Source organism: Wenyingzhuangia aestuarii (assembly GCF_011927765.1).
In the GTDB taxonomy this organism is placed as follows: domain Bacteria; phylum Bacteroidota; class Bacteroidia; order Flavobacteriales; family Flavobacteriaceae; genus Wenyingzhuangia; species Wenyingzhuangia aestuarii.
In genome coordinates, this window is record NZ_JAATJG010000008.1 from 49359 (window position 1) to 75145 (window position 25787).

The window sequence follows — 25787 nt, forward strand, 5'->3', positions numbered from 1 at the left end:
CAATTTCAATTAATATTGCTATTTTTTCTTATGAAAGAAAACTCCTAACTATCATAATAAATACCCCTACACTATTTAGGAATACGCAGCTATGAAAAAAGAAAAAAATGCAATGTCTATAAAGGAAGAAAAAAGAATAAAAGCCCTAAAATCTTATGATTTACTAGATACAAAAGAAGAAATAGAATTTGATAGAATAACCAAATTAGCATCGTTAATCTGCGAAACTCCTGTTTCTTTGATTTCATTAATCGATGAAGACAGGCAATGGTTTAAATCTAAAGTAGGTATTAATGTTGAACAAACAAATAGAGATATTGCATTCTGTAACCTTGCCATTCAACAAGATGCCATCTACGAGGTATATGATGCTAGTGTAGATGACCGTTTTAAAGACAACCCTTTAGTGGTTAACGATCCTCATATCAAGTTTTATTCTGGTCAACCTCTAATAGACCCAAACGGCCATGCTTTAGGTACTTTGTGTGTTATAGACAAAGAACCTAAACAACTTAGTACAAGCCAAAAAGAAGCTCTTAAATTATTGGCTGATGAGGTAATAGACCTTATTGTGAGTAGAAAAGCTAAAGAGGAGCACAAACACTTTGGAAAACTATTTGTGCTTTCTAACGATTTAATTTGCATTGCAGGTACTGATGGTTATTTTAAAAAAGTAAACCCTGCTTTTGAAGAAAACCTAGGTTGGGACACCAAAACACTTTTAGAAAACTCTTTCTTTGATTTTATTCATCTTGAAGACATTGAGGTTAGTGCCAAACAAATTATGAAACTAGGGGAAGGTTACGACACCGTAAATTTTACCCATAGATTTAGAAATAAAAACGGAGACTACAGAGTACTACAATGGGTAGCCTCTCCAGAACCTAAAACAGGAAATATTTTTGCCATAGCAAGAGATATTACTGATGAAGTAAACAAAGCCAAAGAACTAGAAATTAGCGAAGAAAGGTTTAAAACTTTTTTTGAAAATTCTCAAGGTCTTATGTGTACTCACGACTTAGAAGGAAATTTCTTAACCGTTAATAACTCTGGTGCAAAAGCTTTAGGCTACACTAAAAAAGAAGTTAAAAGCTTCTCTTTGTATGATATTGTTCCTGAAAAAACATATCCCGATTTAAAAAACTACTTACAACACATTAAACAAACAGGTAAGTATAAAGGTGAAATGCTTACTGTTGGTAAAGACGGTTCCAAAAGAATATGGATTTTTAGCAACACGCTACAAACACAAAACACAGACACTCCATACGTAATTGGAAACGCAGTAGACATTACAGAACAATATCATTTAGAAAAAAATCTTAAACAGGTTAAACAACTCTTAGAACAAACAAATAAAGTTGCAAAAGTTGGGGGTTGGGAAGTAGATTTGGTAAATCAAAAAATTCATTGGACCTCCATGACCAAAGAAATACATGCTGTTCAAGAAAACTACACTCCTAGCCTAGAAGAAGGTATTTATTTTTACAAAGAAGGATTTCATAGAGATACCATTACTGAAGCTGTAAACACAGCTATTACAGAGAACAAAAGCTTTGATTTAGAACTAATTATTATTGACCAAAACAACAATGAAGTATGGGTTAGATCTATTGGTTATCCTGAATTTAAAGACGGTGAATGTGTTAGATTATTTGGAATTTTCCAAGACATTAACGAACGTAAAATTGCTGAAATTAAATTCAAAGAATCTAAAAAACTTTTAGACGATGTTTTAGATGCAGCCACCAAGGTTTGTATTATTGCTACAGATACCAAGGGAACAATTACCGTTTTTAACAAAGGAGCAGAAAAGCTATTAGGCTACACAGCTGAGGAGATGATTAACAAACAGACTCCCGCTATACTACACGATGCTGACGAAGCTCTTGAAAGAAGCAAGGAGTTAAGCAAACTTGAAAACAAAACAATAGAAGGCTTTGATACATTTACATATATTGCAAAAAACACAGGAGTAGAAGAAAGAGAGTGGACCTACATTACAAAAAATGGTGAGCGACTAAACACTTCTTTAGTAGTAACCCCTATTAAGAACGATCTAAATGAAATTATAGGTTATTTAGGAATAGGTACCAACATTACCAAAAGAAAAGAAATAGAAACAGCCCTACAAAATGAAAAAGCCAGATTAGCATCTTTTGTAGAACATGCTCCCGCTGCCGTTGCTATGTTAGATAAAAACATAAAATATATAAACGTAAGTAGAAAATGGCGTGAAAAATACCATCTAAAAAATGTAGATATTGTTGGAATGTCACATGCTAAAGTATTTCCAGACATTAACGGAGAAAGACAAAAAAGATACAAAGCAGTTCTTAATGGAGAAATTATAAAAAAAAATGAAGAAATCTATATCTCTCAAAAAACTGGAAATGCAAAAATAATTAGTTGGGAAATGAGACCTTGGTACAATTACCTTGGTGAAGTTGATGGTATTATGATTTCTACACAGAACATAACGCCAATTATAGAACAACGCGAGGAACTTAAAAAAGCAAAACAACAAGCTGAGCAAGCCAGTATCGCTAAATCTGAATTTTTAGCCAACATGAGTCACGAAATAAGAACTCCATTAAACGGAGTTATTGGTTTTACAGACTTAGTATTAAAAACAGAATTATCAGAAACTCAAGAGCAATATTTAAATATTGTAAATCAATCTGCTAACGGACTTTTAAATATTATTAACGATATTTTAGATTTTTCTAAAATTGAAGCGGGTAAATTAGAACTAGACATAGACAAATGTGATCTTTACGAAATTGGTTGCTATGCATCGGATATTGTAAACTATCAAATACAAAAGAAAAATTTAGAATTACTATTAAATCTATCCCCCGAATTACCAAGATTTATTTGGGCAGATTCTATTAGATTAAAACAAATCTTAATCAACCTATTAGGAAATGCTGCAAAGTTTACCGAAAAAGGAGAAATAGAATTAAAAATAGAAATCATCAAACTAAACGAACACACCAATACCTTCCGTTTTAGCGTTAGAGACACCGGTGTTGGAATAAAAAAAGAAAAGCAATCTAAAATTTTCGATGCTTTTTCTCAAGAAGACACCTCTACCACTAAAAAATATGGAGGAACAGGTCTTGGCCTTACCATTTCTAACAAACTTTTAAAAATGATGGATAGCAAACTACAAGTTAAAAGTCAGCTAGGAGTTGGAAGTACCTTTTATTTTGATGTAGAATTTAAAAGTGAACATGGTGAAAAAACCGAATGGGAAAATTTAGATAAAATCAAAAACGTTTTAATTGTTGACGACAACAAAAACAACAGAAACATTGTCAATCAAATATTAAGATTAAAAGACATTAAAACCGATGAGGCAAAAAGCGGATTTGAAGCTTTACAACTATTAGCCGAAAACAACTCGTATGATGTGATTATTATGGACTATCACATGCCATATATGGATGGAATAGAAACCATCAAAAAAATTAGAGAAAACTTCTATAGTATGGATGAAGAAATACAACCTGCTATTTTATTATACAGTTCTTCTAGTGATGCAGATGTTATTAGTGAAGTTAAAGAGTTAGGAATTACACAAAGATTAACAAAGCCTGCAAAAATGAAAGAAATTTATGCTTGCTTATCTAATTTAAATTCACAAAAAAGTGCCCCAGAAACAAATGTAGCCCCTACCAAAGAAAACATAGAACTAGAAGAAAGCACTCTACTTTTAGTAGAAGACAATAGTGTAAACAGACTTCTTGCTAAAACAATTATTAAAAGAAAATTTCCAAACTCCACAACCATAGAAGCCATAAATGGTGCTATAGCTGTAGACCTATTTAAAGAACAACCTTTTGATATGATTCTAATGGACATTCAAATGCCTATTATGAATGGTTACGAAGCTACACTAGCCATTAGAAAGCTTGAAGAAGGAAAACTTCAGACCCCTATTATTGCAATTACTGCAGGTAATGTAAAAGGAGAAAGAGAAAAGTGTTTAAGTATTGGAATGAGCGATTTTATTGTAAAACCTATTGTAGAAGATGATTTAGTAGACATTATAAACAAATGGCTACCTAGTTCAGAAAATACAAGTAATAACAACGTAAATACAACTCCAATTATTATAGCCAATCATGAAGAGCATTTTAACATTGAACAGCTAAAAACTTATTATGGTGATGACATGGAGGCTATTAACCAAATGAAGCTTCTAATTATTGAACAAATAGCAGAAGCTAATCAAACTATGGAGTCTGCTGTTGCAGCAAAAGACTTTGAAATTATTAAGGGAATTGGCCACAAACTATATGGTACTAGCGCTACTGCTGGTTTACCTTTATTATCTGAAATAGCTATGAAGTTTGAACTTATGGATGATTACAATCAACAAACAATTGATGGTCTATGGATTCAATTAAAACAAGAAATTGAAATTGTTTTAGAAATTCTTAACAATTAATCTTTACTAAAAATTCTTATAAACAAAAAAACCTCAACAAATGTTGAGGTTTTTTTTCTGCGGAGAAAGAGGGATTCGAACCCCCGGACCTGTTACAGTCAACAGTTTTCAAGACTGCCGCATTCGACCACTCTGCCATTTCTCCTGAGCGTCTCACGATTTCTCGTTTGCGAGTGCAAATATATAACACTTCCTTTAATTTTTACAACTTTTTAACGTTTTTTTTCTGCTTAAAAAATAACACACTCAATATAAACCAACTAAAACTGTTCAACAATCTAACTTTACTCCTAGAATCATTCATAAATAAATATATTAGAACTGCTTTGATTAAAATTTATAGCTATTAAAACAGTAGTTTACCTAAAACATTTCTCCATCAATTCCTTAAAGCCATTTTAAATAAAAACGATTTAATTTTTATTTAAAAGATTCAAACAACAATCTTTTAAATTTGCGTAAATTCGCACAAACTTATTTTTTATGGCAAATAAATTTGGAAATCTATTTACAATCACCACATTCGGTGAGTCTCACGGACCAGCTATTGGTGGTGTTATAGACGGATGTCCTGCTGGGATTGAATTAGACTTTGAAGCTATTCAAAAAGAATTAGACAGAAGAAAACCTGGACAATCTAAAATTGTAACTCAACGTAAAGAACCTGATACGGTTGAATTTATGGCGGGTATTTTTGAAGGAATTACCACAGGAGCTTCTATCGGATTTAGAATTGTAAATACCAATCAAAAATCTAAAGATTATTCTCATATAAAAGATCAATATCGTCCATCTCATGCAGACTATACGTATAGTCAAAAATATGGTCATAGAGATTATAAAGGAGGAGGTAGAACTTCCGCTAGAGAAACTGCTAACTGGGTTGTTGGTGGTGCTGTAGCAAAACAAGCTATTCCAGAAATTAAAATCAACGCTTTTACTTCTTCTGTAGGAAATATTCATTTAGATACTCCTTACCAAGAATTAGATTTTTCTTTAATAGAAAGTAACATTGCTCGTTGTCCTGATGCTAAAAAGGCTGAGGAAATGATTGATTATATTGGAGAAATCAAAAAACAAGGAGATACTGTTGGAGGTGTGGTTACTTGTGTTATTCAAAATGTACCTGTTGGATTAGGAGAACCTATTTTTGACAAGTTACACGCACAATTAGGAAAAGCTATGTTATCTATCAACGCTGTAAAAGGTTTTGAATTTGGTAGTGGTTTTGAAGGTGCAAAAATGAAAGGAAGTGAACACAACGATATTTTTAACGCTGATGGTTCTACCAAAACAAATTACTCTGGAGGAATTCAAGGAGGAATTAGTAACGGAATGGATATTTACTTTAAAGTAGCGTTTAAACCTGTTGCAACTGTTATACAAGAACAAGAAACTATTGACAAAGATGGGAATATTGTAAAAATGATGGGGAAAGGTCGTCATGATCCTTGTGTGGTTCCTAGAGCTATTCCTATTGTAGAAGCTTTAGCTGCTATGGTTTTAGTAGATAATATTATGTTAGACAAAGCAAGAAGAATTTCTTAATGCTTTCTTTATACAAAACAAAAAAACACCAACTTTTCAGTTGGTGTTTTTTTGTTTTATATAAAGAGTGAATTCTTTACTTTTTCAAAAGCAATAAAATGTTTTTCTTCTCTAAAAAATAACTAATCTATTCTTTCTATTTTAGCACCTACTGCTTGTAATCTTTCTACAATATTTTGGTAACCTCTATCTATTTGCTCTACGTTGTGAATAGTACTTGTTCCTTTAGCAGATAATGCTGCAATTAATAATGATATTCCTGCTCTAATATCAGGAGAAGTCATAGTAGTAGCTTTTAAACTATGCTCATGATTCATTCCTATTACCGTAGCTCTGTGTGGATCACACAAAATTACTTTAGCTCCCATATCTATCAACTTATCTACAAAAAACAAACGGCTTTCAAACATTTTTTGATGTACCAAAACAGTTCCTTTTGCTTGTGTAGCTATTACCAAAATAATACTCAATAAATCAGGAGTAAATCCTGGCCAAGGAGCATCAGAAACAGTTAACATAGAACCATCTATATAATTTTCTATTTCGTAAGAGTCTTGTTGAGGAATGTAAATATCATCTCCTCTTTGCTCTAATTTAATCCCTAGCTTTCTAAACACACGAGGTATTTGACCTAAGTTTTCCCAAGAAACATTTTTAATAGTTAATTCAGACTTGGTCATAACAGCCATTCCTATCCAAGAACCAATTTCAATCATATCTGGCAACACTCTGTGATTTGTACCACCTAGTTTTTCTACCCCTTCTATTCTTAATAAATTAGAACCAACACCTGTAATTTTAGCCCCCATACGGTTTAACATATTACATAATTGTTGTAAATAAGGTTCACAAGCTGCATTGTAAATAGTAGTTACTCCTTTGGCTAAAACAGCAGCCATTACAATATTTGCTGTTCCTGTTACCGATGCTTCATCTAACAACATATCCGCTCCTTGTAAACGAGGAGATTCTACACCGTAAAAATGTTCTTCTTTATTGTATCTAAACTTTGCTCCAAGGTTTACAAATCCCTCAAAGTGTGTATCTAATCTTCTTCTTCCAATTTTATCTCCTCCTGGCTTAGGAATGTACCCTTTTCCAAAACGAGCTAACATAGGTCCTACCAACATAATAGAACCACGTAATTTTTTACCATCTTCTTTAAATGCATCCGAACTTAAGTAATCTACATTTACTTCATCTGCCTGGAATTCATAAGTATGTTCATCTAGTTGATTTACTTTAACCCCTAAATCTCCTAAAATAGATATCAATTTATTTACATCTATAATATTTGGAATGTTTTCTATTTTGATTTTTTCTGGAGTTAATAAAACAGCACACAATATTTGTAATACTTCGTTTTTAGCTCCTTGAGGGGTAATTTCACCTTTTAACTGATGTCCTCCTTCTACTTTAAATGTTGCCATGTAGTAAAATTATTTTCGGTGTTTTGGATTGTTGTTATGCTTTCTACCGTTATTGTTATTACGGTTGTTGTTTGAATTGTTCTTTTGATGTTGATTGTTCATTCTACCAGAATTACTCTTGCGCAACAATGTACTGCTTTGCGATAATTCTACATCAGAGTTTCTTAAATCAATAGCAGACTTAGATAACTCTGCTAAATGGTTAAAAATAACTCTATCATCAACCGTGTCTTTATTCCAGTTTAGGTAACACTTTTTCATATGGTTGGCAATGTTTAGAATTAGAGCATCTCTTAATTCCCCTTCTTCCCAACTTAAGGCAACATCAATCATGGTTTGAATGTTGTTTCCGTAGAACTTATATTTACTGGCAGATTTAGGATAACTTAACCTTTCAGGCTTTGCATTTACTTCTTCTACCGTTATTTTTTCATATGGAGATTCTACCTGTAATTGGAATTTAGACATAATAAACATCTGATCCCATAGTTTGTGCTTAAAATCAGGTACATCTCTTAAATGAGGTTGTAAATTCCCCATTACATCTATAATGGCATGAGCCATTTTTTCTCTTTCCTGATCGTCTTCTAATGCTACACAATGATTGATTAATTTTTGTACATGTCTTCCATATTCTGGAATAATCAAAGTGCTTCTTTCAGAATTATATTCTAAATCAAAACCCATAGTTTTATTTAAGTGTTATCTGCTGCGTATTAATGTATTCAGACGAATAGATTTCAGCAACATTTAGTATTACAATAAACAATTATTTATCCTAAAAGGAAAATATAATCACAGTTAGTTTTATAAAGTTTATGTTATTCTAATATATTTAATTTGGCAAATTGCAATAGTATTTTTTTTGTTCCTATTCCTTCAAATTTTACCTCTGCTTTTACGTTTACTCCTGTTCCTTCTACCTGTATAACTTCTCCATTTCCAAATTTAGCGTGGTTTACTTTGTTCCCCACCTCTAATTTTTGATTGGACTTAGGTGCTCCCAATTTTTGAGCCAAATTAGGTGTTACACGTTTTAAGTTTTGCGGTTGCTTAAACGGTGTTTTCTTTTCTGCTGGCTTTTCTTGGTTACGAATAGATCTTGTTACAGGTTTACGAAAACGTATTTTATCTCTAGGAATATCATCTTCAAACAAATTACTATCTACAAAACGATTGGCAACAACCTTATCTCTTTGCGGAGCTAAATGTTCTATGTATTTTGAATCTATTTCTTCTAAGAATCTACTTGGTTCACAATCCATTAATTTTCCCCAACGATAACGAGTATGAGCAAAGCTTAAATAACATTGCGTTTCTGCTCTGGTAATGGCTACATAAAACAAACGTCTTTCTTCTTCCAATTCACTACGAGTATTGATACTCATGGCTGATGGAAACAACGTTTCTTCCATTCCTACAATATATACCTCCGGAAACTCTAATCCTTTGGCTAAGTGAATGGTCATTAAAGAGACCATTGGCTCATCATCATCTTTAGTATCTTGCGACGTAGCCAAAGCAACATCTTCTAAAAAGGCGGTTAAACTAGTATCTAAATCTTGTTCTTTACGTTCTTCTATAAAGTCTTTAATACCATTTAATAATTCCTGAACGTTTTCTACTTTACTTACTGCCTCTGGAGTTCCATCAGCTTGTAAATCTTTAATCAACCCAATTCTTTTTACTACCTCATCGGCAACCTCAAAAGCATTGTTAGCTTGCGCAGATATTTGGAAACTCTCTATTAAGTTGGCAAAATTTGTTAATTTATTTTTAGTAGCTCCTTGAATTTTAATATCAGTACTTCCTAAATCTTTAATTACCTCAAAAATAGACTTTCCGTAATGATTGGCTGCAATGGTCAACTTATCAATAGTAGTTGCACCAATTCCTCTTGCCGGATAATTGATAATTCTTTTTAGAGCCTCTTCATCATTTGGATTGATTAATACTCTTAAATACCCTAGTAAATCTTTAATTTCTTTACGTTGATAAAAAGACAATCCTCCGTATATTTTATACTTAATTCCTTTTTTACGCAAAGCATCTTCCATAGCACGAGATTGTGCATTGGTTCTGTATAAAATGGCAAATTTATCGTAGGTCATTTGCTGATTCATGGCATTTTCAAAAATTGAATTGGCCACCCACCTACCTTCTTCCCCATCGGACAGCGTACGCATTATTTTTATTTTACCTCCTGCTTCATTTGCCGTAAAAATGGTTTTATCTAAACGTGTTTTGTTTTTTTCTATTAAACTATTGGCAGCTTCTACAATATTACTGGTAGATCTATAGTTTTGCTCTAACTTAAACGTTTTTACATCTGGATAATCTTTTTGAAAATTTAAGATGTTATTAATGTTAGCTCCACGGAACGCATAAATAGATTGGGAATCATCTCCTACCACACAAATGTTTTGAAAACGATCTGCCAAAGCACGAACTATTAAATATTGAGAATGGTTGGTATCTTGATACTCATCTACCATTACATATCTAAATCTATCTTGGTATTTTGACAATACCTCTGGAAAACGAACCAATAATTCATTGGTACGCAACAACAAATCATCAAAATCCATAGCTCCTGCCTTAAAACATCTATCTACATAAGCTTTGTAAATAGCTCCCATTTTAGGTCGCATAGCCATGGTATCTGCTTCAATCAATTCAGGATTATTTCTATATGCCTTAACCGTGATTAAGTTATTTTTAAACTGAGAAATTCTACCTAAAATAGCTTTTGTTTTGTACTGCTCTTTATTTAATCCCAATTCTCTAATGATAGAATTCATTAATCGAACGGTATCTTGAGAGTCGTAAATAGTAAAACTTGATGGATATCCTAATTTATCAGCTTCAGAACGTAAAATTCTAGCAAATACGGAGTGAAAAGTTCCCATCCATAAGTTTTTTGCTTCGCTCTGCCCTACCACAGCACCAATACGCTCTTTCATTTCTCGAGCTGCTTTGTTGGTAAACGTTAGCGATAATATCTGAAAAGCATCTACTCCATTTTTTAACAAATGGGCAATTCTATAAGTTAATACTCTTGTTTTTCCAGATCCTGCACCTGCAATAATAATCATTGGCCCTTCCATTTGCTCAACGGCTGCACGTTGTGGCGGGTTTAATCCTTCTAAATAATCTGACACTTGGCTATTCTTTTTTAAGTAGGCTAAAAATAGGAAAAAGTATTGAGTCTTTTTGCACTTCAAAAATAAATCAATCTTGTCTAAAAACCTTCTCTTTTATGTAGGCTATTACATGGGTGTTTCCCTATCGGGTCGTGCTTTTGCTACTCGCTTTTTATTTTTGGAGTAAAAACTTAACAAGTTAGTTATCTCCAAAAACAAAAGAGCTCAAACAAACCGCTCAATCACTAACACAGCTTATAAAAACAAAAAAGCCGATGGAATAACACCCTCAGCTTTTATTATTTATAAGAACTTAATTTTACAAACTAAATAATATTTTACTTTATAAACTCTTCTTCTAATTCAATATCTATAAACTTAAACATCCCTGCTGACACCATAATTTTACTAATCCCATCCTTAGAAACTTTTATAGATTTTTTACTTAATAAATTCGTTATCTTTTTAACTTTAACACCGTTAAACTGAACTTTGGCTACTCTGTTTTTAGGATTTACATAGCCTTTATCAATAACAGTTAGTCTTAGATGTTTTGGAGATGTTTGTGCAACAACCCATGCTACATCACCAGAAACTGTTACAGGTAATAAAGAAGAAGCTTTTTTAATTTCATTTTCTATTACCTTGTAATACTCATCCGCGTTATATTTTTGTTTACCATCTGCAGAGTAATAATATCTACCATCTGTATAAAACTCCTTTAATTTTTCTTTATAAAAAGGGTGTAGCCTGTCTTTTAACTTTCCTCTAACAGCATTTTTTTGTACAAATACTCCATTTTGTGGAGGAGTAATTAAAACCATTCCGTTTGGATAAGGTGCTAAAAAATTAGATCTTCTATCTTTTACTCCGGAAGCATACTTAGAAAAATCCCATGTAGGAACTTCTGCTCCAGACCACTCTGCACTTAATCTATTAAACACAAAAGGATTTTTGGGATGAAAATTTTTATCGTAACGAATGGTAGCATTCATACTATTTCCTTCTCTTAAATAAACTTCATCAGGCTCTAACATACTTAAATGAACTGATGAAAAACTTAATATTTCATTAGCTTTAGGTACGTACAAAGCACCTGTTCCAACTAAATCCCATAACATCGTCATGTACTCACTATATTTAGATTTTATACTAAAATTATTTACAAAATCTGCTCCGTAAGAAATATGGTAAATAGAGTTTCTTAAAAAATGATTTGGTAAATTTTGATGAGAAAACTGTCTATTTCTCATATAAGAAGCATTATCTCTAACCGCTCTTGTTCCCCAGCTATTGCAAACACCACTAGTCCATAAACCTAACCTACCAGCCAAACTTAAATCTTGTGTTTGATCTAGAGTTTCTTCTAACGCAGGAATAAAAGCACTTGCAAACTCTCCCGACAAAAATCTAGACCATTCTTTTTTATAGATATAAGATTGCCAAAACACGTGCTTAGTTCTTAAAAATAATTTTGAATTGTGCTTTCCTGCATAATCTGCTAAAGGGTAAAATAACTTATCTAATGCTTCTCCAAAAGTTTTTTTATGTAGAATAGTTAGCTCTGGCCATATCCAAACAGACATTTTACCATTTCCTTTATCTATAACTTTTTTAATTGTTTCCAAGCCATACATAAAGGGGTCTACACCGTGTCCACCCCAAGTTGCTAAGCCATTCTTATTATACGACTTAGAAATTTTATCAACAACTTCACTTTCAGATAAAATATATTTTTTTCGTCCATCTCTTTGAGTTCTTAAAGTTTCACTTTCTATTGCAGATCTATCCCACTCATGAGATTCTTTCATAAAATGATACCCCATAAAAATTAAATTATCGTACTTATTCTTTTTGGCTAATCCAGATGGAGATAAAACTTTATCTTTAGGCGGAGACATCATCGTTAAGCTTTCTTGCTTTTTTTCCCATGTTGGCTTTTTAAATTTACTTAGCTGCTTTGTTAGAATAGTTGATTCTTTTAAAATAGAAGTTATATTCCCTTTAGGTACATAAGTTTTAAAACTTTTCTTCCATTTTTTATTATTTAAATCAATAATATGAATTTGACTTCCTCCACTTTGAACACTTGCTAAGATTATTTTATTTTCTTTAGCATTATAACACATATCATTGTAAGAAAATATTCCTTCAATTATTTCTGCTTTTTTTATATTTAAAGAACTCGGAATTAAATAAACCCTTTCTCCTAACAATACAAAAAACAACTCTGTGTTATTTATAACAACAGGTTCTGTTTGTGTAACTCTATAACCAAAATTAATTTTAGGTTTTAACTGACTTAAACCATATGATTTATTTTTTTGGGTTACCGGATTATACAAAGCAAAATGATAATTTGGCTTGATACCCGAAAAACCAAACAACAACATGTTGTTATTAAATCCCTTTATATTTCTAACCCTAGAATCTCCTACAGGTCCCCATGCAATCATTTTAGATTTAAATGGTTTTATTTGCATTGGCTTGAACTGAAAAAGTTCTCTTTTAGTATCTGTATTAGAAACAATACCATCTAACAATAAAATATCTGAACCATCTTTTTGAGGCAATGCTCTTAAAAAATTTACTGTATGTGTATTCTTAGGTAAAGTTCCATCATCTGTCCATTTTTTATTAGGCTTTACTGTTGTCTTATAACTTGTAGATGCAATTGTTGTTAATAGTTTTCCATCTTTAGAAACGTAATAAATATTTCTATCATTACCTCCACAAACAATGTAAGGATCTACACCTCCTGCTTTATGAATAACACATAGCGAAATTAAGGGAGCATTATTTTGTTTAAATTGCCAAAGTATGTTTCCTTTAATATCTAAGCAATAAAGTGTTCCGTTGGCATTAACGGCTAAAATTTCATCATAACCATCATCATTCAAATCACTCGTTATGATTTCGTGATTCATAATTCCATCAGAAAGTTCATTTTTCCAAACAACACCTTTTGACTCATCTATAGCTAAAATAGCTCCATTATAAGAACTTGCTATAATTAAGTTTTCTTTTTTATTTGCCCCAAGTACTACTTTTGTTATGGTAACACCTGTTTCAATTCCTTTTATTGAAGGCTGTTTATCTTTTGCAAAAACACTTGAGATTAGTGCAATCCATAAATACATACCATATAGTATTCTATTAATCATTTTTTATTATTTTATGAAAACTTCCTTTTAATTGTAAAAAATAAATACCTGAATTTAAATTGCTCACATTTAAACGATAGGTTTTATTTTTTTCTTTTTTTATGTATTTTTTTATTACGGTATTTCCTAGTACATCTGTTATTGTAATATAATCTTCAACTTTTTCTGGTTTGTTTATTATAATATAATCTTTGGTAGGAACAGGGTATATAGTATTTGTATTATTATTCATCACTTCTTTTGACGATAATGAAGAATTCCATTCTTTAAATTCTATATCAATAAACCTAAACATCCCTGCACTTACATTTATTGATGTTGACATAGCTCCAACTTTAATGTTCTCCCCCGTAACAAGATCTTTTATTTTTACAGGTGTTACATTATTAAATGTTATCTCAGCTATTCTATCTTTGGGGTTTAAATATCCTTTATCTATTAATGTTAATCTAAAGTGGTTCTCATTTGTTTGGGCAACTACCCATGCAACATTTCCCGATACATTTATTGGCAACTCTTTTGCTGCTTGTTTAATTTCTGTTTCTATAACACTTGCGTATTGTTTTGCATTGTATTTTTCTGTTCCATCAGCAGAGTAGTAATATCTACCATCTGTGTAAAATTCTTTTAACCTTCCTTTGTAAAAAGGGTGTAACCTATTTTCTAAAGCTTCTCTTACCTTATTTTCTTGTACATAAACACCTTTTTGAGGAGGTGTAATTAATACCATTCCGTTAGGATAAGGAGCTAAAAAATTAGATCTTCTATCTTTTACTCCAGATGCATAACTAGAAAAATCCCACCCTGGTACTTGTGCACCAGACCAATCTGAACTTAATCTATTAAACACAAAAGGATTATTTGGATGAAAACTATTGTTGTAACGAACTGTTGCATCCATGCTATTTCCTTCTCTTAAATAAATTTCTTCTGGTTCTAGCATGCTTAAATGTACCGGAGAAAAACTTACTATTTCATCAACTTTAGGAATATACAGAGCTCCAGAGCCTAACAATTCCCATAACAATGTCATGTACTCCGAATAATCTGAAGTTAAAGCAAAATTATTAATATACCTAGCTCCATAAGCAGTATGAAAAATAGAATTTCTAAGAAAATGATTGGGTAAATTTTGATGAGAAAACTGTCTATTCCTCATATAAGATGCATTATCTCTAACAGCTCTGGTTCCCCACTCATTACAAACCCCACTAGCCCATAATCCTAACCTACCAGCCAAACTTAAATCTTGTGTTTGATCTAACGTTTCTTCTAAAGCAGGAACCAAAACATTAGCAAATTCTCCAGATAAAAATCTAGACCATTCTTTTTTGTAAATTACAGATTGCCAAAACACATGTTTAGGTCTTAAAAATAATTTTAAGTTATTACCTGCATTTGCATATTCACCTAAAGGATAAAATAATTTTTCTAAAACTTCACCAAAAGTTTCTTTGTGTAAAATAGTTAGTTCTGGCCAAATCCATACTGATCTTTTTCCTGATCCTCTATCAACTACTTTTTTAATAGTTTCTGCAGGTCCAAACATAAACGGATCAACTCCATGTCCTCCCCAAGTAGCTAAGCCCTCAGCATTGTACCCTGAACTTAATTGATCTACAACTTCTGATTCTGTTAAACTATAATTTTTTCTTGAATCTCTTTGATTTCTTAAAGTTTCACTTTCAAGACCAGATCTATCCCAATCATATACACTAGTCATCCATTTATATCCCATAAATTTTAAGTTGGAATACTTTTTCTTGATAACCAAAGCCTCAGCACTTAATTTTTTATCCGCGGCCTCAGACATCATTAAAATATCTAAAGGATTTCTCTCCCAGCTTGGTTTTTGGTACGTTTTTAATAAACTAGATATATTATTTGAATTCTCTATAATGGACGCAATTGTTCCTCCTGGTTGAAAAGCTTCAAATTCTGATTTCCAATTAGCACTTTGTAAATCGATAATATGAATTTGATTGCCTCCGCTTTGAATACTTCCTAGTATGATTTTATGATTTTCTTTATCATAAACCATATCATTAAACGAAAAAGATCCTATTAAAACTTGAGTTGTTGCTAAATTAAGGGAGGTCGGAATTAAGTATATTCTTTCTCCCATTAAGACAAAATACATTTCTTGCCCAGAAATTTCTATCAAATCTGTTTGGGTAACTCTGTAACCTGTTAAAAGCTTTGGGATAATATCGTCTAAATTAATAGAGTTGATTGATTTTGTATTTAGATCCATCAGTCCTAAATGCTCTATTTTTTTTATACCCGAAAATCCCATTAATAACACATTATTGCCATTAACTTTTCTTACTCTTAAATCACCTATGGGACCCCATCTAACCTTCTTAGCATTATTTAACGGAGTAACAGCATCTGGCTCAAATTCAAAAAACTCTCCATTAGCATCTGTATTAGCTACAATTCCATGTAATAATAAATGATCTGAACCATCTGATTGAGGAATAGGTCTTAAAAAGTTAACGCTGTGTACGTTATAAGGCAAAGTACCATCATCTACCCAAGTACTATTAGGTCGTATTGTTGTTAGATAGGATGAAGAAGGTATTTCTTTTATTAAATCTCCATCTTTAGAAACATAATAGATGCTTAAATCATTACCTCCACATGCAATATATGGATTTACACCTCCTACTTTGTGAATTACACAAACAGAAATTAATGGTGAATTATTTTGTTTAAACTCCCACAATATTGCTCCTTCATAATTCAAACAATACAATGTTCCGTTTGCATTTGCTGCTAAAATTTCATCATAACCATCATTGTCCAAATCATCAACCCATATTTCATGATTCATAACTCCTTCAGACAGTACTGTTTCCCATAAAACATTTCCCACATAATTTAAAGCAATTATATTTCCATTATAATTACTAGCTATTATTCTTGTTGAACTTTTAAATTTTGCAACTCTTACTTTTGTTACGGTACTACCTACGTTTAAAGATGTTAAACCTTGTGAATACCCTAACACACCAACTAACAAAACTACAACTAACACAAATCTGCTTCTAGAACATTGCTTCATTTTTTTAAGCATTAACAATTACATTTATTTAAATATTATTCCCAAATTAGAGACATAAACACAGTCATTTCTCCTTCACCTCTATTACTCCAAGAATAATAAGGAATAAATTTAGCTTTATATGTTTCCCATGTTGTTCCCTCTATATTAGGATACATTATATTTTCACGAGTACTTCTTTTTAATTTTACATTTCCATTTAAAGTGGTAACTCCTCCTAAAAGGCTAGATTCATAGACAGATTCTAGTTTAATTTTTGAAGGTATATAAACATCTAATACATCTGTTTTAGCAGGTAAATCTGCCGTTTCTACACAGTATACCACTGGACCTCTTTTTATAGCTACTTGGTTTCTTGTTTCTTCTATTCTCCTATGTCCTGTGTATAATTTTACATTCATAGGTAAGTCTAAAGAAATTACATCACCTTTTTTCCACTTTCTATTAAGTACGGCATATGATCCTACAGAAATAGTTTGAGAAATTTCTTTACCATTTACTAAAATTTTAGTTCCATTTGCCCATTGAGGCACTCTAATAAATATATCAAATGCTGTTTTTTTACATTTCTCTATTTTTATAGATACATTACCTTCCCATGGATAATTAGTTGTTTGAAATAATTTTAATTTAGTACCATCTAACAACCTAGTGTCTAGTTTATTTCCTCCAAATAAATTAACTACCACACCATTAGAACTTAAGTTGTACGCCCATGCTGATAGCTTTGCTATAGTTCTTACCAAGTTAGGAGGGCAACAAAAACATGGGATATAAGGCTGTCTTGTTTTATAATCTGTACCTCCTAAATGCTGATCGAAACTTCTTCTTAACGGGTTGGTATAAAAATAATTTTCTCCTTTAATATCAATACCAGATAATGCACTATTGTACATTACAGTTTCTATAATATCAGCATATTTAGACTCACCTTTAATACTTAACATTCTATAATTAAACATTGCATTACATAGGTTTGCACAAGTTTCGTTGTATGAATTTGAATTGTGCATTTGGTAATCTAATGTAAACGCTTCGTGTACAAAATCTCTATGAGAAGATCCACCATCATGTGCCTGACCACAAGCACCCGTAATAAACATCTTTTTCTCAACAATGTTTCCCCATATTCTATCCAAAGTATTAATCAGTGCTTTTTCACCCGTTTCTGCATAAACATCAGCAGCTCCAGTATACATATACAGTCCTAAAACAGCATGCCCTACAGCTTCTTTTTCTTCTCTAAAGGGTGTTCGTTCTTGGGTCATATCTCCAATCATATTAAAACGAACGGTTTTATGTGGTTTTACTTTAGATTTCCCTCTCATATCAATAAATAATTGGGCCAATTCTAAATACTTTTTCTCATTAGTAGTTCTGTAAAGCTCTACCAATCCCGTAATTTGAACTTGATTGAAACCAAAACGCGCTAATTCTTCTGGTTGAGGACTAAATATCTTATACAAATTGTCGGCGTTTTTAATGGCTATTTTTAAAAAATTAGTTTTTCCTGTAATTCTATAATATATACTTGCTGCAATATATAAATGACCACTATTATACATTTCATGAAAACGTCTTTCTTGATAGGGTTCTAGGTTATCATCAATACTAATTTCTGTATGTAAGTACCCCGATTCTTCTTGAGCCTTTCCTATAATTTCTATATATGATTCTAATCTTTCTAAAATTTTAGCATCTTTATTATTTGCGTAAACATACATAGCTGCCTCCATCCACTTATAAAAATCACCATCATGCCAATGCATTCCTTGATGTTTTCCTTTTTTTAACCCTGCTGCTATTTTAAAATTATCTAAAGCAAATCCTACATCTCCGGTTAAAATTTCTTCCATATGAGGAACCATTACCTCCTCTGCATTTTTGTATTTATCTGCCCAAAAACCCTCTGTCCATTTACAATCTCCAATATCAATACTTTTAAATTTCATATTAGGACTATTAATATTGTTAATAATTCCTTTGTTAGAGTTTAAATGCAACTTTTGTGCTGTAGTTGTTTTAGTTGTTAAAACAACTAAAAGCACGCAAAAGAAACTAATATTTATAAATTTCATATTTATTGATTGTTATAATTAATGTAATTTTAAACCAAAGCTATCTTTTTAGGCCCCAACAAAACAAAAAACACAATTACATTTGATTAACATTAGCTATGTTAAAAAATTAAAAAACTTAACTTTGACAAAAAAAACAAATCATAAAAACCTAAAAAACAATAACTTAACAATAAAAATGTTATTTTTATTAATTAACATTTTATTTACAGACAGCTTACAAAGTCAACAGTTAAAATCTCCTTTTTACGAAGGAATTATTAATAAAAACATAGCCACTCTTGAAATAAAGAAGACCCTTTTGGACCTTAAAAAAAAGGCTATTCTTGAAAAAGATTCTATTTTATTAACCAAAACATTAATCTCTATAAGTGCTTATGAACGTTCTAAGATTAATTATGAGCAGGCATTTATAAACGCAGGTGAAGCCCTTTATATTTCTAAAAAATTAAAGTCTGATTTGCTAATAGCCAAATCTAATGAAGAGTTTGGAGTTTTATTATACATGTATAAACAAGAAAAAGAAGCCGAAAAACACTTAACTGCAGCTCACAAAATATTTACCTCTCTGTACAAAAAAAACAAATTAGGAATTAAAGATCTTTATCAATCTAACTATAATCTTGTACTGTTATCTCAATTAAAAAAAGATCCAATTGGATTAGAAAAATATGTATCTTATTGCGATACAATTCTAAACCAGAATCATCTTTCAAAAAAATACAATGCTTTATTAAACGAAAAAAGAGCTAGTGTTTTTCAATGGAATTTAAACTATAGCAAAGCTCTAAAACTATTATACAACAGCGCAAACACATTAGAAAACCTTCCTAATCAAGACAAAGTATTTAAAAACTTTTTATTTATAGTTTACGGAAGAATTGCAAACATACATCATTTATCAGCAAACAAATTTCTAGCTAATAAGTTTTATAACAAAGCGGTAACCCTTAAAGATTACACTGGAGAAAACACTTTTTATCAATACTTTATATACAAAAAGTATGCGCTCCTTTTAGCAGAACTAAATCAATATGCTAAAGCATATAGTTACGAAGCAAAATCTAATGCGCTAGGACATACATATTGGAATCCAAGGAATCAAAAAAACAGTAGCTTTATTTCTATTAAAAATCAATTTAAAAACAATTTAGAAAATCAAAAAAAAGAATTAAATAAAAAACAACTTGAAGTTACAACTATTAAAAACAAACTATTACAATTAAAAGTGTTAATGCTCTTTGTTGTTTTAATTTTGTTAATAATTATTACTATTGTGTTTTATAGAGTTAAATCTTTAAAACATGAAAAGATTGAAAAAGATTCTGAAAAACTAATTCAAATCAAGAATAAAGAACTTACCTACAACACGCTTCAATTAATAGAAAAAGAAAGAATGCTTACAGAGTTCTCTACTTTTTTAAAAGAAAACTACAACAACACCCATTCAAAACTATTTCTAAAAAGAATTCACAAAAACTCTTCTACATTATGGGAAGCTTTTAACAATAGGTTTAAAGAACAAAACATAGGATTTTATGAAAAATTACAGAAAAAAATTCCTCACTTAACCTCTGCCGATTTAAAATTATGTGCTCTTATTAAATTAAATTTTTCGGGAAAAGAAATGTCATATCTACTTGGCATTTCACACGGTAGTGTAAATGTTGCCAGACATAGACTTAGAAAAAAATTGAAACTTTCTAAAGAAATCAATCTTACAGAATTTATGAATACTATTTAAGCACACCTATTTAATAAACTCCAAAACTTTACTACTTCAACAGCTTCTTTCACATCATGTACACGTAAAATTTGTGTGCCTTTTTGTAATGCTATCGTGTTTGCTATAGACGTTGCATTTAATGCCTCTTGCGGAGAAATTTCTAAAGGTTTGTACAACATAGATTTTCTAGAAACTCCTGTTAACACAGGTAATTTCATTTCCTGAAAATAAGCTAAGTTTTTTAGCAATTCGTAATTATGCTCTGTACTTTTTCCAAAACCAAAGCCAACATCTAAAATTATATCGTGCACATGCAATTCATTTAGTTTATTCACCTTTTTAGATAATTCATAAAAAACTTCTGTTACCACATTTTTATACGCTGGAGCAGCCTGCATTGTTTGAGGATTCCCCTGCATGTGCATAATAATATAAGGTACTTGTAATTTTGCAACAGTAATAAACATATCAGCATCTAAATCTCCTCCAGAAATATCATTAATTAAGCAAGCTCCCGCTTTTATACAAGCCTTAGCAACATTACTTCTAAACGTATCTATAGAAATTAAAATTTCAGGAAAATTAGCGACTAACAAATCTACCACAGGCACAATTCTACTCAATTCCTCTTCTTCAGAAATATGCTTGGCACCTGGTCTAGAAGAATAAGCACCTACATCTATAAAAGTAGCACCATCTTTTAACATTCTTTCTACTTGTGCCAGTATGGATTTTTCATCCTTATATTTTCCTCCATCAAAAAATGAATCTGGAGTAATATTTAAAATCCCCATAACTTTGGGAGTAGACAAATCGATTAATTTTCCGTTACAATTGATGGTAGTTTGCATTAAAGACACTTTTGTTTTACAGATGAACAGAAACTCATAATTGTTTATTAAATTCGTTTCCGATATCGAAATTACAGAAAAAACACACATTATGTCTCATACGTCAGAACAATACGATAAAATTATTAACGATTGCCAAAGCTTATTTTCTAAAAAAATGAGTGATTACGGTAGTGCTTGGCGAATTTTACGATTGCCAAGTTTAACCGATCAAATTTTTATCAAAGCACAACGTATTAGACAACTGCAAGAAAATGATGTAAGAAAAGTTGATGAAGGAGAAGTATCTGAATTTATAGGAATTATTAACTATTGTATTATGGCATTAATACAAATAGAAAAAGGAATTGCAGATCAGCCAGATTTAAACACGCAAGAAGCTGTAGAATTGTATGAAAAGCATATAAAAATTACGAAAGAATTAATGTTAAACAAAAATCACGATTATGGTGAAGCTTGGAGAGATATGCGAGTTAGTTCTTTAACCGATTTAATTTTACAAAAATTACTACGCGTAAAACAAATAGAAGACAACAAAGGAAAAACTTTAGTTTCTGAAGGAATTGATGCCAATTACCAAGACATGATTAACTATTCTGTTTTTGCCATGATTCACTTAACTCTTTAAGCTATGTTAAAAATCATCACCCAATTATTTAGAGTATTTACAGGAGCATTGTTTATTTTTTCGGGGTTTGTAAAATTGGTAGACCCCTTAGGATCTACGTATAAATTTGAAGAATATTTTGGAGCTGATGTTTTAAACCTAGAGTTTTTAATTCCCTACGCATTACCTTTTGCTATTCTCTTAATTTTAATAGAATTGTTATTAGGAGTTGCCTTGTTATTAGGCTATAAAATCAAAGCAACTTTATGGAGTTTGTTTGGAATTACCATCTTCTTTTTATTTTTAACATGGTACTCTGCCTTTTATGATAAAGTAACAGATTGTGGTTGCTTTGGTGATGCAATTACACTAAGTCCGTGGGAAACATTTTACAAAAATGTAATTTTTATTGGATTGATTCTTTGGATGCTTATTCAGCAAAAACACATAAAACCTATTCTTAGCAAAACTATTAACAAATGGATTTTATTTGTTGCCTGGTTTGCTTCTTTTTACATTATTTACCAAGCGCTTAGTTCTTTGCCTTTAATTGATTTTAGAGCCTATGCTGTAGGTAAAAACATTAAAGAAGGAATGAAATATAAAGACGATGGAGAAATTCCTCCCGTTCATGATTTTTACTTAGAATCGGAAACTGATGATTTAACAGAAAGCATTTTAAACGCTCCAAAAGTAGCTTTAATTGTAATGAATAAATTAGATCAAACAGACAAAGAAGCTTGGGAAACCTTAAAAGAATTCTCTGAGAAAGCAACAGCTAAAGGATACTTAGTGTACGCACTTTCTAGCAGTGGATCGGACTTGGTAGCTAAAACAAAAAAAGATAAGACCCCTCCTTTTGATATACTTTTTTGCGATGGAACTACCTTAAAAACTATGATGAGAGCCAACCCGGGAATTTTAATTCTTGAAAACGCAAACGTTGTTTCTAAATTCCATTGGAAGAATAGCGATAAATTTCAGTTCTAATTAAACTATTCACAACTTTTTAAGTCTTAGTTTAAATTTAAAACAAACATGACTTATTTTTCTGGAAGGTTTCTGTACATTTTGATAATGCTATGGAGCGCTTTTTTTTATGCACAAGAAATAGAAGTAAAAGGAACAATTATAGATGAAGTTACCAAAGAACCCATTGAATTTGCTACGGTTCAGATAGAAGCTACCAAAAACAACAGACTACTTGGTTACGGATTTACCGATGAAGAAGGAAAGTTTGAAATAGAAGGTGATTTAAAAAAAGAAACCGAAATTTCTTTGGTAATTACCTACATAGGATACACTACTTATAAAAACAAAATTTCTGCAACCAGCACTGTAAGTGTTGGAGAAATAAGACTACACGAATCTGCCGAAAGTTTAAACGAAGTGGTTATTACAGCCACTCCTCCTGTTTTAATAAAACAAGACACTATTCAGTACAATGCCAATTCTTTTAAAACTAAAGAAGATGCTGTTGCCGAAGATTTATTAAAAAAACTACCTGGAGTTTCTATAGATAATGAAGACGGAAGCATACAAGTAAACGGTGTAGATGTTACCAAAATATTAGTAAACGGAGAACCTTTTTTTAGCAACAACCCTAAAGTTGCCATGAAAATTTTATCTAAAGATGTAATTGATAAAATTGAAATTACCAACACCAAAAGTGATGAAGAAAACTTTACCGGAAGCATAAACAGTGAAGACACTAAAACCATAAATATTACCTTAAAAGAAAAAGAAAATGGAAATATTTTTGGAAATGTTACTGGTGGATATGGTACCAACAATAGATACGAAGCCAACGGAGTAGTTAACCGAATGTATAAAAAATCGTTATTAACTATTTTGGCCTTTAGCAACAACGTTAACAAAAATAATTTTAGTTACGGAGATGAAGATGATGCTAATACTTTAGACAAATCAAAAAGTATTAAAACAGAAACAAATATTGGTACTAACTATTCTGATAAATTTATTGGAGGAGATAAAATAAACTTAGACTACCTATATTCTGATAAACAAGATGTAAGAGGAACAAGAGCAGACAATACCATACTGTTACCTACAAAAACAAATTACAGCGTTGTAAACACAGATCAAAACATCAATCAAAAAGCACACACAGGAAACTTAAAATTAACCAATTCTCTTTTTGATAAACTTAGATTAATTACCAATGCAAAATTTTATTCTAAAGATAGAGAATACACTAGACAGAATGATAGCGAAACAAAGGATGAAACTAACGAAATTATAAACAACAATAATTCTCAATTACATCAACAACAGAAAAACCTGTATATAAACTCATCTATTAGTGCAATTTATAAGTTTGAAAAATTAAATTCTTACGCTATTTATAAAATTTTTACTACAGCAAACTCTACCAAAAACAGCAACGTAAATCAATCCGAAACTAATTTTTTTGGTAGCAATGCTAGAACTGTTCTAAGGAATCAATCTACAGATTACAACAGACAAGACACTAGAATAGGAAATAGTTTTAAATACGGACAAAGACTGGGGAGTAACCATGTAATAGAATACGAAATAGAAAATAGAAACGAAAAACAAGAAACAGTTCAAGACGTTTTAGATATAGACGATACCAACAATAGTACTTTATTAAATACTAGCTTAAGTTACGATCAAGAAATTAATGTTCATAAACTAGAACACCAACTTGCTTATATTTACAGAAAAAACAACTTTTATTACAATTTTAAGGTTAGTCATTTAACTACTGAATTAGATAATGTAGAATTTAATAGAGATATTGGATTGGTTCGTGACTTTAAAGATTTCCTATTCTCATCAAAAGCACGTTATAAGACTAAAAACGGATTAATTTTTAATGCCAACTACAGAACCAAAAGCATTATTCCAAGATATAATGAATTACTAACCATTACAGACAACACAAACCCTACAAGAATTACCATTGGTAACCCAGACTTAGATAGAGAATTAGAGCATTTATTGAGTTTAAACATTCGTTTTTACAACAGAAAGAGTAAAATTTATTTCTTTAACAGGTTTAGTTATACAACAGTTCAAAATAAAATCATCAACAAATCTAGTATAGATGACGAATTGATTACTACTAGAACTTACATCAATAATAGTAATAATAATATGTTTACGGTTAACGGAAGTATTTCTAAAGACTATAAAAAATCTCCCTTATTTTACAACTTTAAGTTAAAGTGGTATAGTTCTGTTGGAAACAACTCTCACTTTATTAACAATGTAGCCTTCCAAAGTTTGTACTACAGATTTTCTCCAGCTTTATACACAGAGCTTAACTATAATGATTTGTTTGAGATTTCTCCGTACTACAGACTGTTTTTAGACCACACAGACTATGATAACAAAGATGTAACAGATCAAGCCAATACACAGCATACCTTTGGTTTAAACATTACCACATTTGCCCCTAAAAGATTTACTATTTTTAATCAAATTCAATACAACTTGAATCCAAAATTTGAAAAAGATTACGGTAGAGAATCTTTAGTATGGAACGTTACTGCTAACTACAGTATTGTACCCAACAAAGCAAAATTAAAATTAACGGTATTTAATATTTTAAATCAGTACAACAATACCACAAGAAGTTTGTCTGAGAGTAGAAACTCTACTTATACATATGATGTATTACAACAATATGCAATGTTAAGTTTTAAATATATATTTCAGAATTAACTATAG

Annotated in this window: 13 protein-coding genes and 1 tRNA gene; 6 read left to right on the forward strand and 8 right to left on the reverse strand. The window is 31.1% G+C overall.

The annotated features are described in order from the left end of the window. Positions 1 to 91 precede the first annotated feature (91 nt). Complete coding sequence (locus tag GGR97_RS08995) at positions 92 to 4456, forward strand: PAS domain S-box protein (protein ID WP_209272350.1); 4365 nt, start codon at positions 92 to 94, stop codon at positions 4454 to 4456. Between the two features lie 60 nt (positions 4457 to 4516). On the opposite strand, the gene GGR97_RS09000 is transcribed toward GGR97_RS08995, so the two are convergent. After that, a tRNA-Ser gene (locus GGR97_RS09000) sits at positions 4517 to 4601 on the reverse strand. A gap of 338 nt (positions 4602 to 4939) precedes the next feature. On the opposite strand from GGR97_RS09000, the gene aroC reads away from it, so the two are divergent. After that, a complete protein-coding gene (gene aroC / locus GGR97_RS09005; protein ID WP_167898187.1) occupies positions 4940 to 6004 on the forward strand; it encodes a chorismate synthase in 1065 nt (354 codons plus the stop codon). Between the two features lie 122 nt (positions 6005 to 6126). Here aroC and murA read toward each other — a convergent pair whose 3' ends face one another. The 6 genes from murA to GGR97_RS09035 form a co-directional block, all read right to left on the reverse strand. After that, positions 6127 to 7434 (reverse strand): UDP-N-acetylglucosamine 1-carboxyvinyltransferase, encoded by a 1308-nt coding sequence (murA, locus tag GGR97_RS09010; RefSeq protein WP_167898188.1) that lies wholly within the window; start codon positions 7432 to 7434, stop codon positions 6127 to 6129. 9 nt (positions 7435 to 7443) lie between these two features. Continuing rightward, entirely contained in the window at positions 7444 to 8121 is a 678-nt protein-coding gene (locus GGR97_RS09015; protein ID WP_167898189.1) for a DUF4290 domain-containing protein, read from the reverse strand. A 134-nt stretch (positions 8122 to 8255) separates the two neighbouring features. Further along, the gene (locus GGR97_RS09020) at positions 8256 to 10595 is read right to left on the reverse strand and encodes an ATP-dependent helicase (protein WP_167898190.1); all 2340 of its coding nucleotides are present in this window, start codon (positions 10593 to 10595) and stop codon (positions 8256 to 8258) included. Between the two features lie 320 nt (positions 10596 to 10915). Beyond that, positions 10916 to 13741, reverse strand: a complete 2826-nt coding sequence (locus tag GGR97_RS09025) for a PQQ-binding-like beta-propeller repeat protein (protein ID WP_167898191.1) — start codon at positions 13739 to 13741, stop codon at positions 10916 to 10918. Beyond that, positions 13734 to 16808: a T9SS type A sorting domain-containing protein gene (locus GGR97_RS09030; protein WP_167898192.1), complete on the reverse strand. Its 3075-nt coding sequence runs from the start codon at positions 16806 to 16808 to the stop codon at positions 13734 to 13736. Before GGR97_RS09030 ends, GGR97_RS09025 begins: the two co-directional genes overlap by 8 nt. Before the next feature lie 35 nt (positions 16809 to 16843). Continuing rightward, on the reverse strand, positions 16844 to 18886 hold the full coding sequence (locus GGR97_RS09035) for a glycoside hydrolase family 127 protein (protein ID WP_167898193.1): 2043 nt from the start codon (positions 18884 to 18886) through the stop codon (positions 16844 to 16846). A gap of 178 nt (positions 18887 to 19064) precedes the next feature. On the opposite strand from GGR97_RS09035, the gene GGR97_RS09040 reads away from it, so the two are divergent. After that, the gene (locus tag GGR97_RS09040) at positions 19065 to 20630 is read left to right on the forward strand and encodes a helix-turn-helix transcriptional regulator (protein ID WP_167898194.1); all 1566 of its coding nucleotides are present in this window, start codon (positions 19065 to 19067) and stop codon (positions 20628 to 20630) included. On the opposite strand, the gene folP is transcribed toward GGR97_RS09040, so the two are convergent. Further along, a complete protein-coding gene (gene folP / locus GGR97_RS09045; RefSeq protein WP_245229483.1) occupies positions 20627 to 21463 on the reverse strand; it encodes a dihydropteroate synthase in 837 nt (278 codons plus the stop codon). The genes GGR97_RS09040 and folP overlap by 4 nt on opposite strands. Before the next feature lie 91 nt (positions 21464 to 21554). Between folP and GGR97_RS09050 the strand changes: the two genes are divergently transcribed. The 3 genes from GGR97_RS09050 to GGR97_RS09060 are packed head-to-tail and all read left to right on the forward strand — an operon-like array spanning position 21555 to position 25781. Continuing rightward, complete coding sequence (locus tag GGR97_RS09050; RefSeq protein WP_167898195.1) at positions 21555 to 22091, forward strand: DUF1599 domain-containing protein; 537 nt, start codon at positions 21555 to 21557, stop codon at positions 22089 to 22091. Between the two features lie 3 nt (positions 22092 to 22094). After that, positions 22095 to 23060: a MauE/DoxX family redox-associated membrane protein gene (locus GGR97_RS09055; RefSeq protein WP_167898196.1), complete on the forward strand. Its 966-nt coding sequence runs from the start codon at positions 22095 to 22097 to the stop codon at positions 23058 to 23060. 48 nt (positions 23061 to 23108) lie between these two features. Further along, a complete protein-coding gene (locus GGR97_RS09060) occupies positions 23109 to 25781 on the forward strand; it encodes a TonB-dependent receptor (protein ID WP_167898197.1) in 2673 nt (890 codons plus the stop codon). The last annotated feature ends 6 nt before the right edge of the window (positions 25782 to 25787 follow it).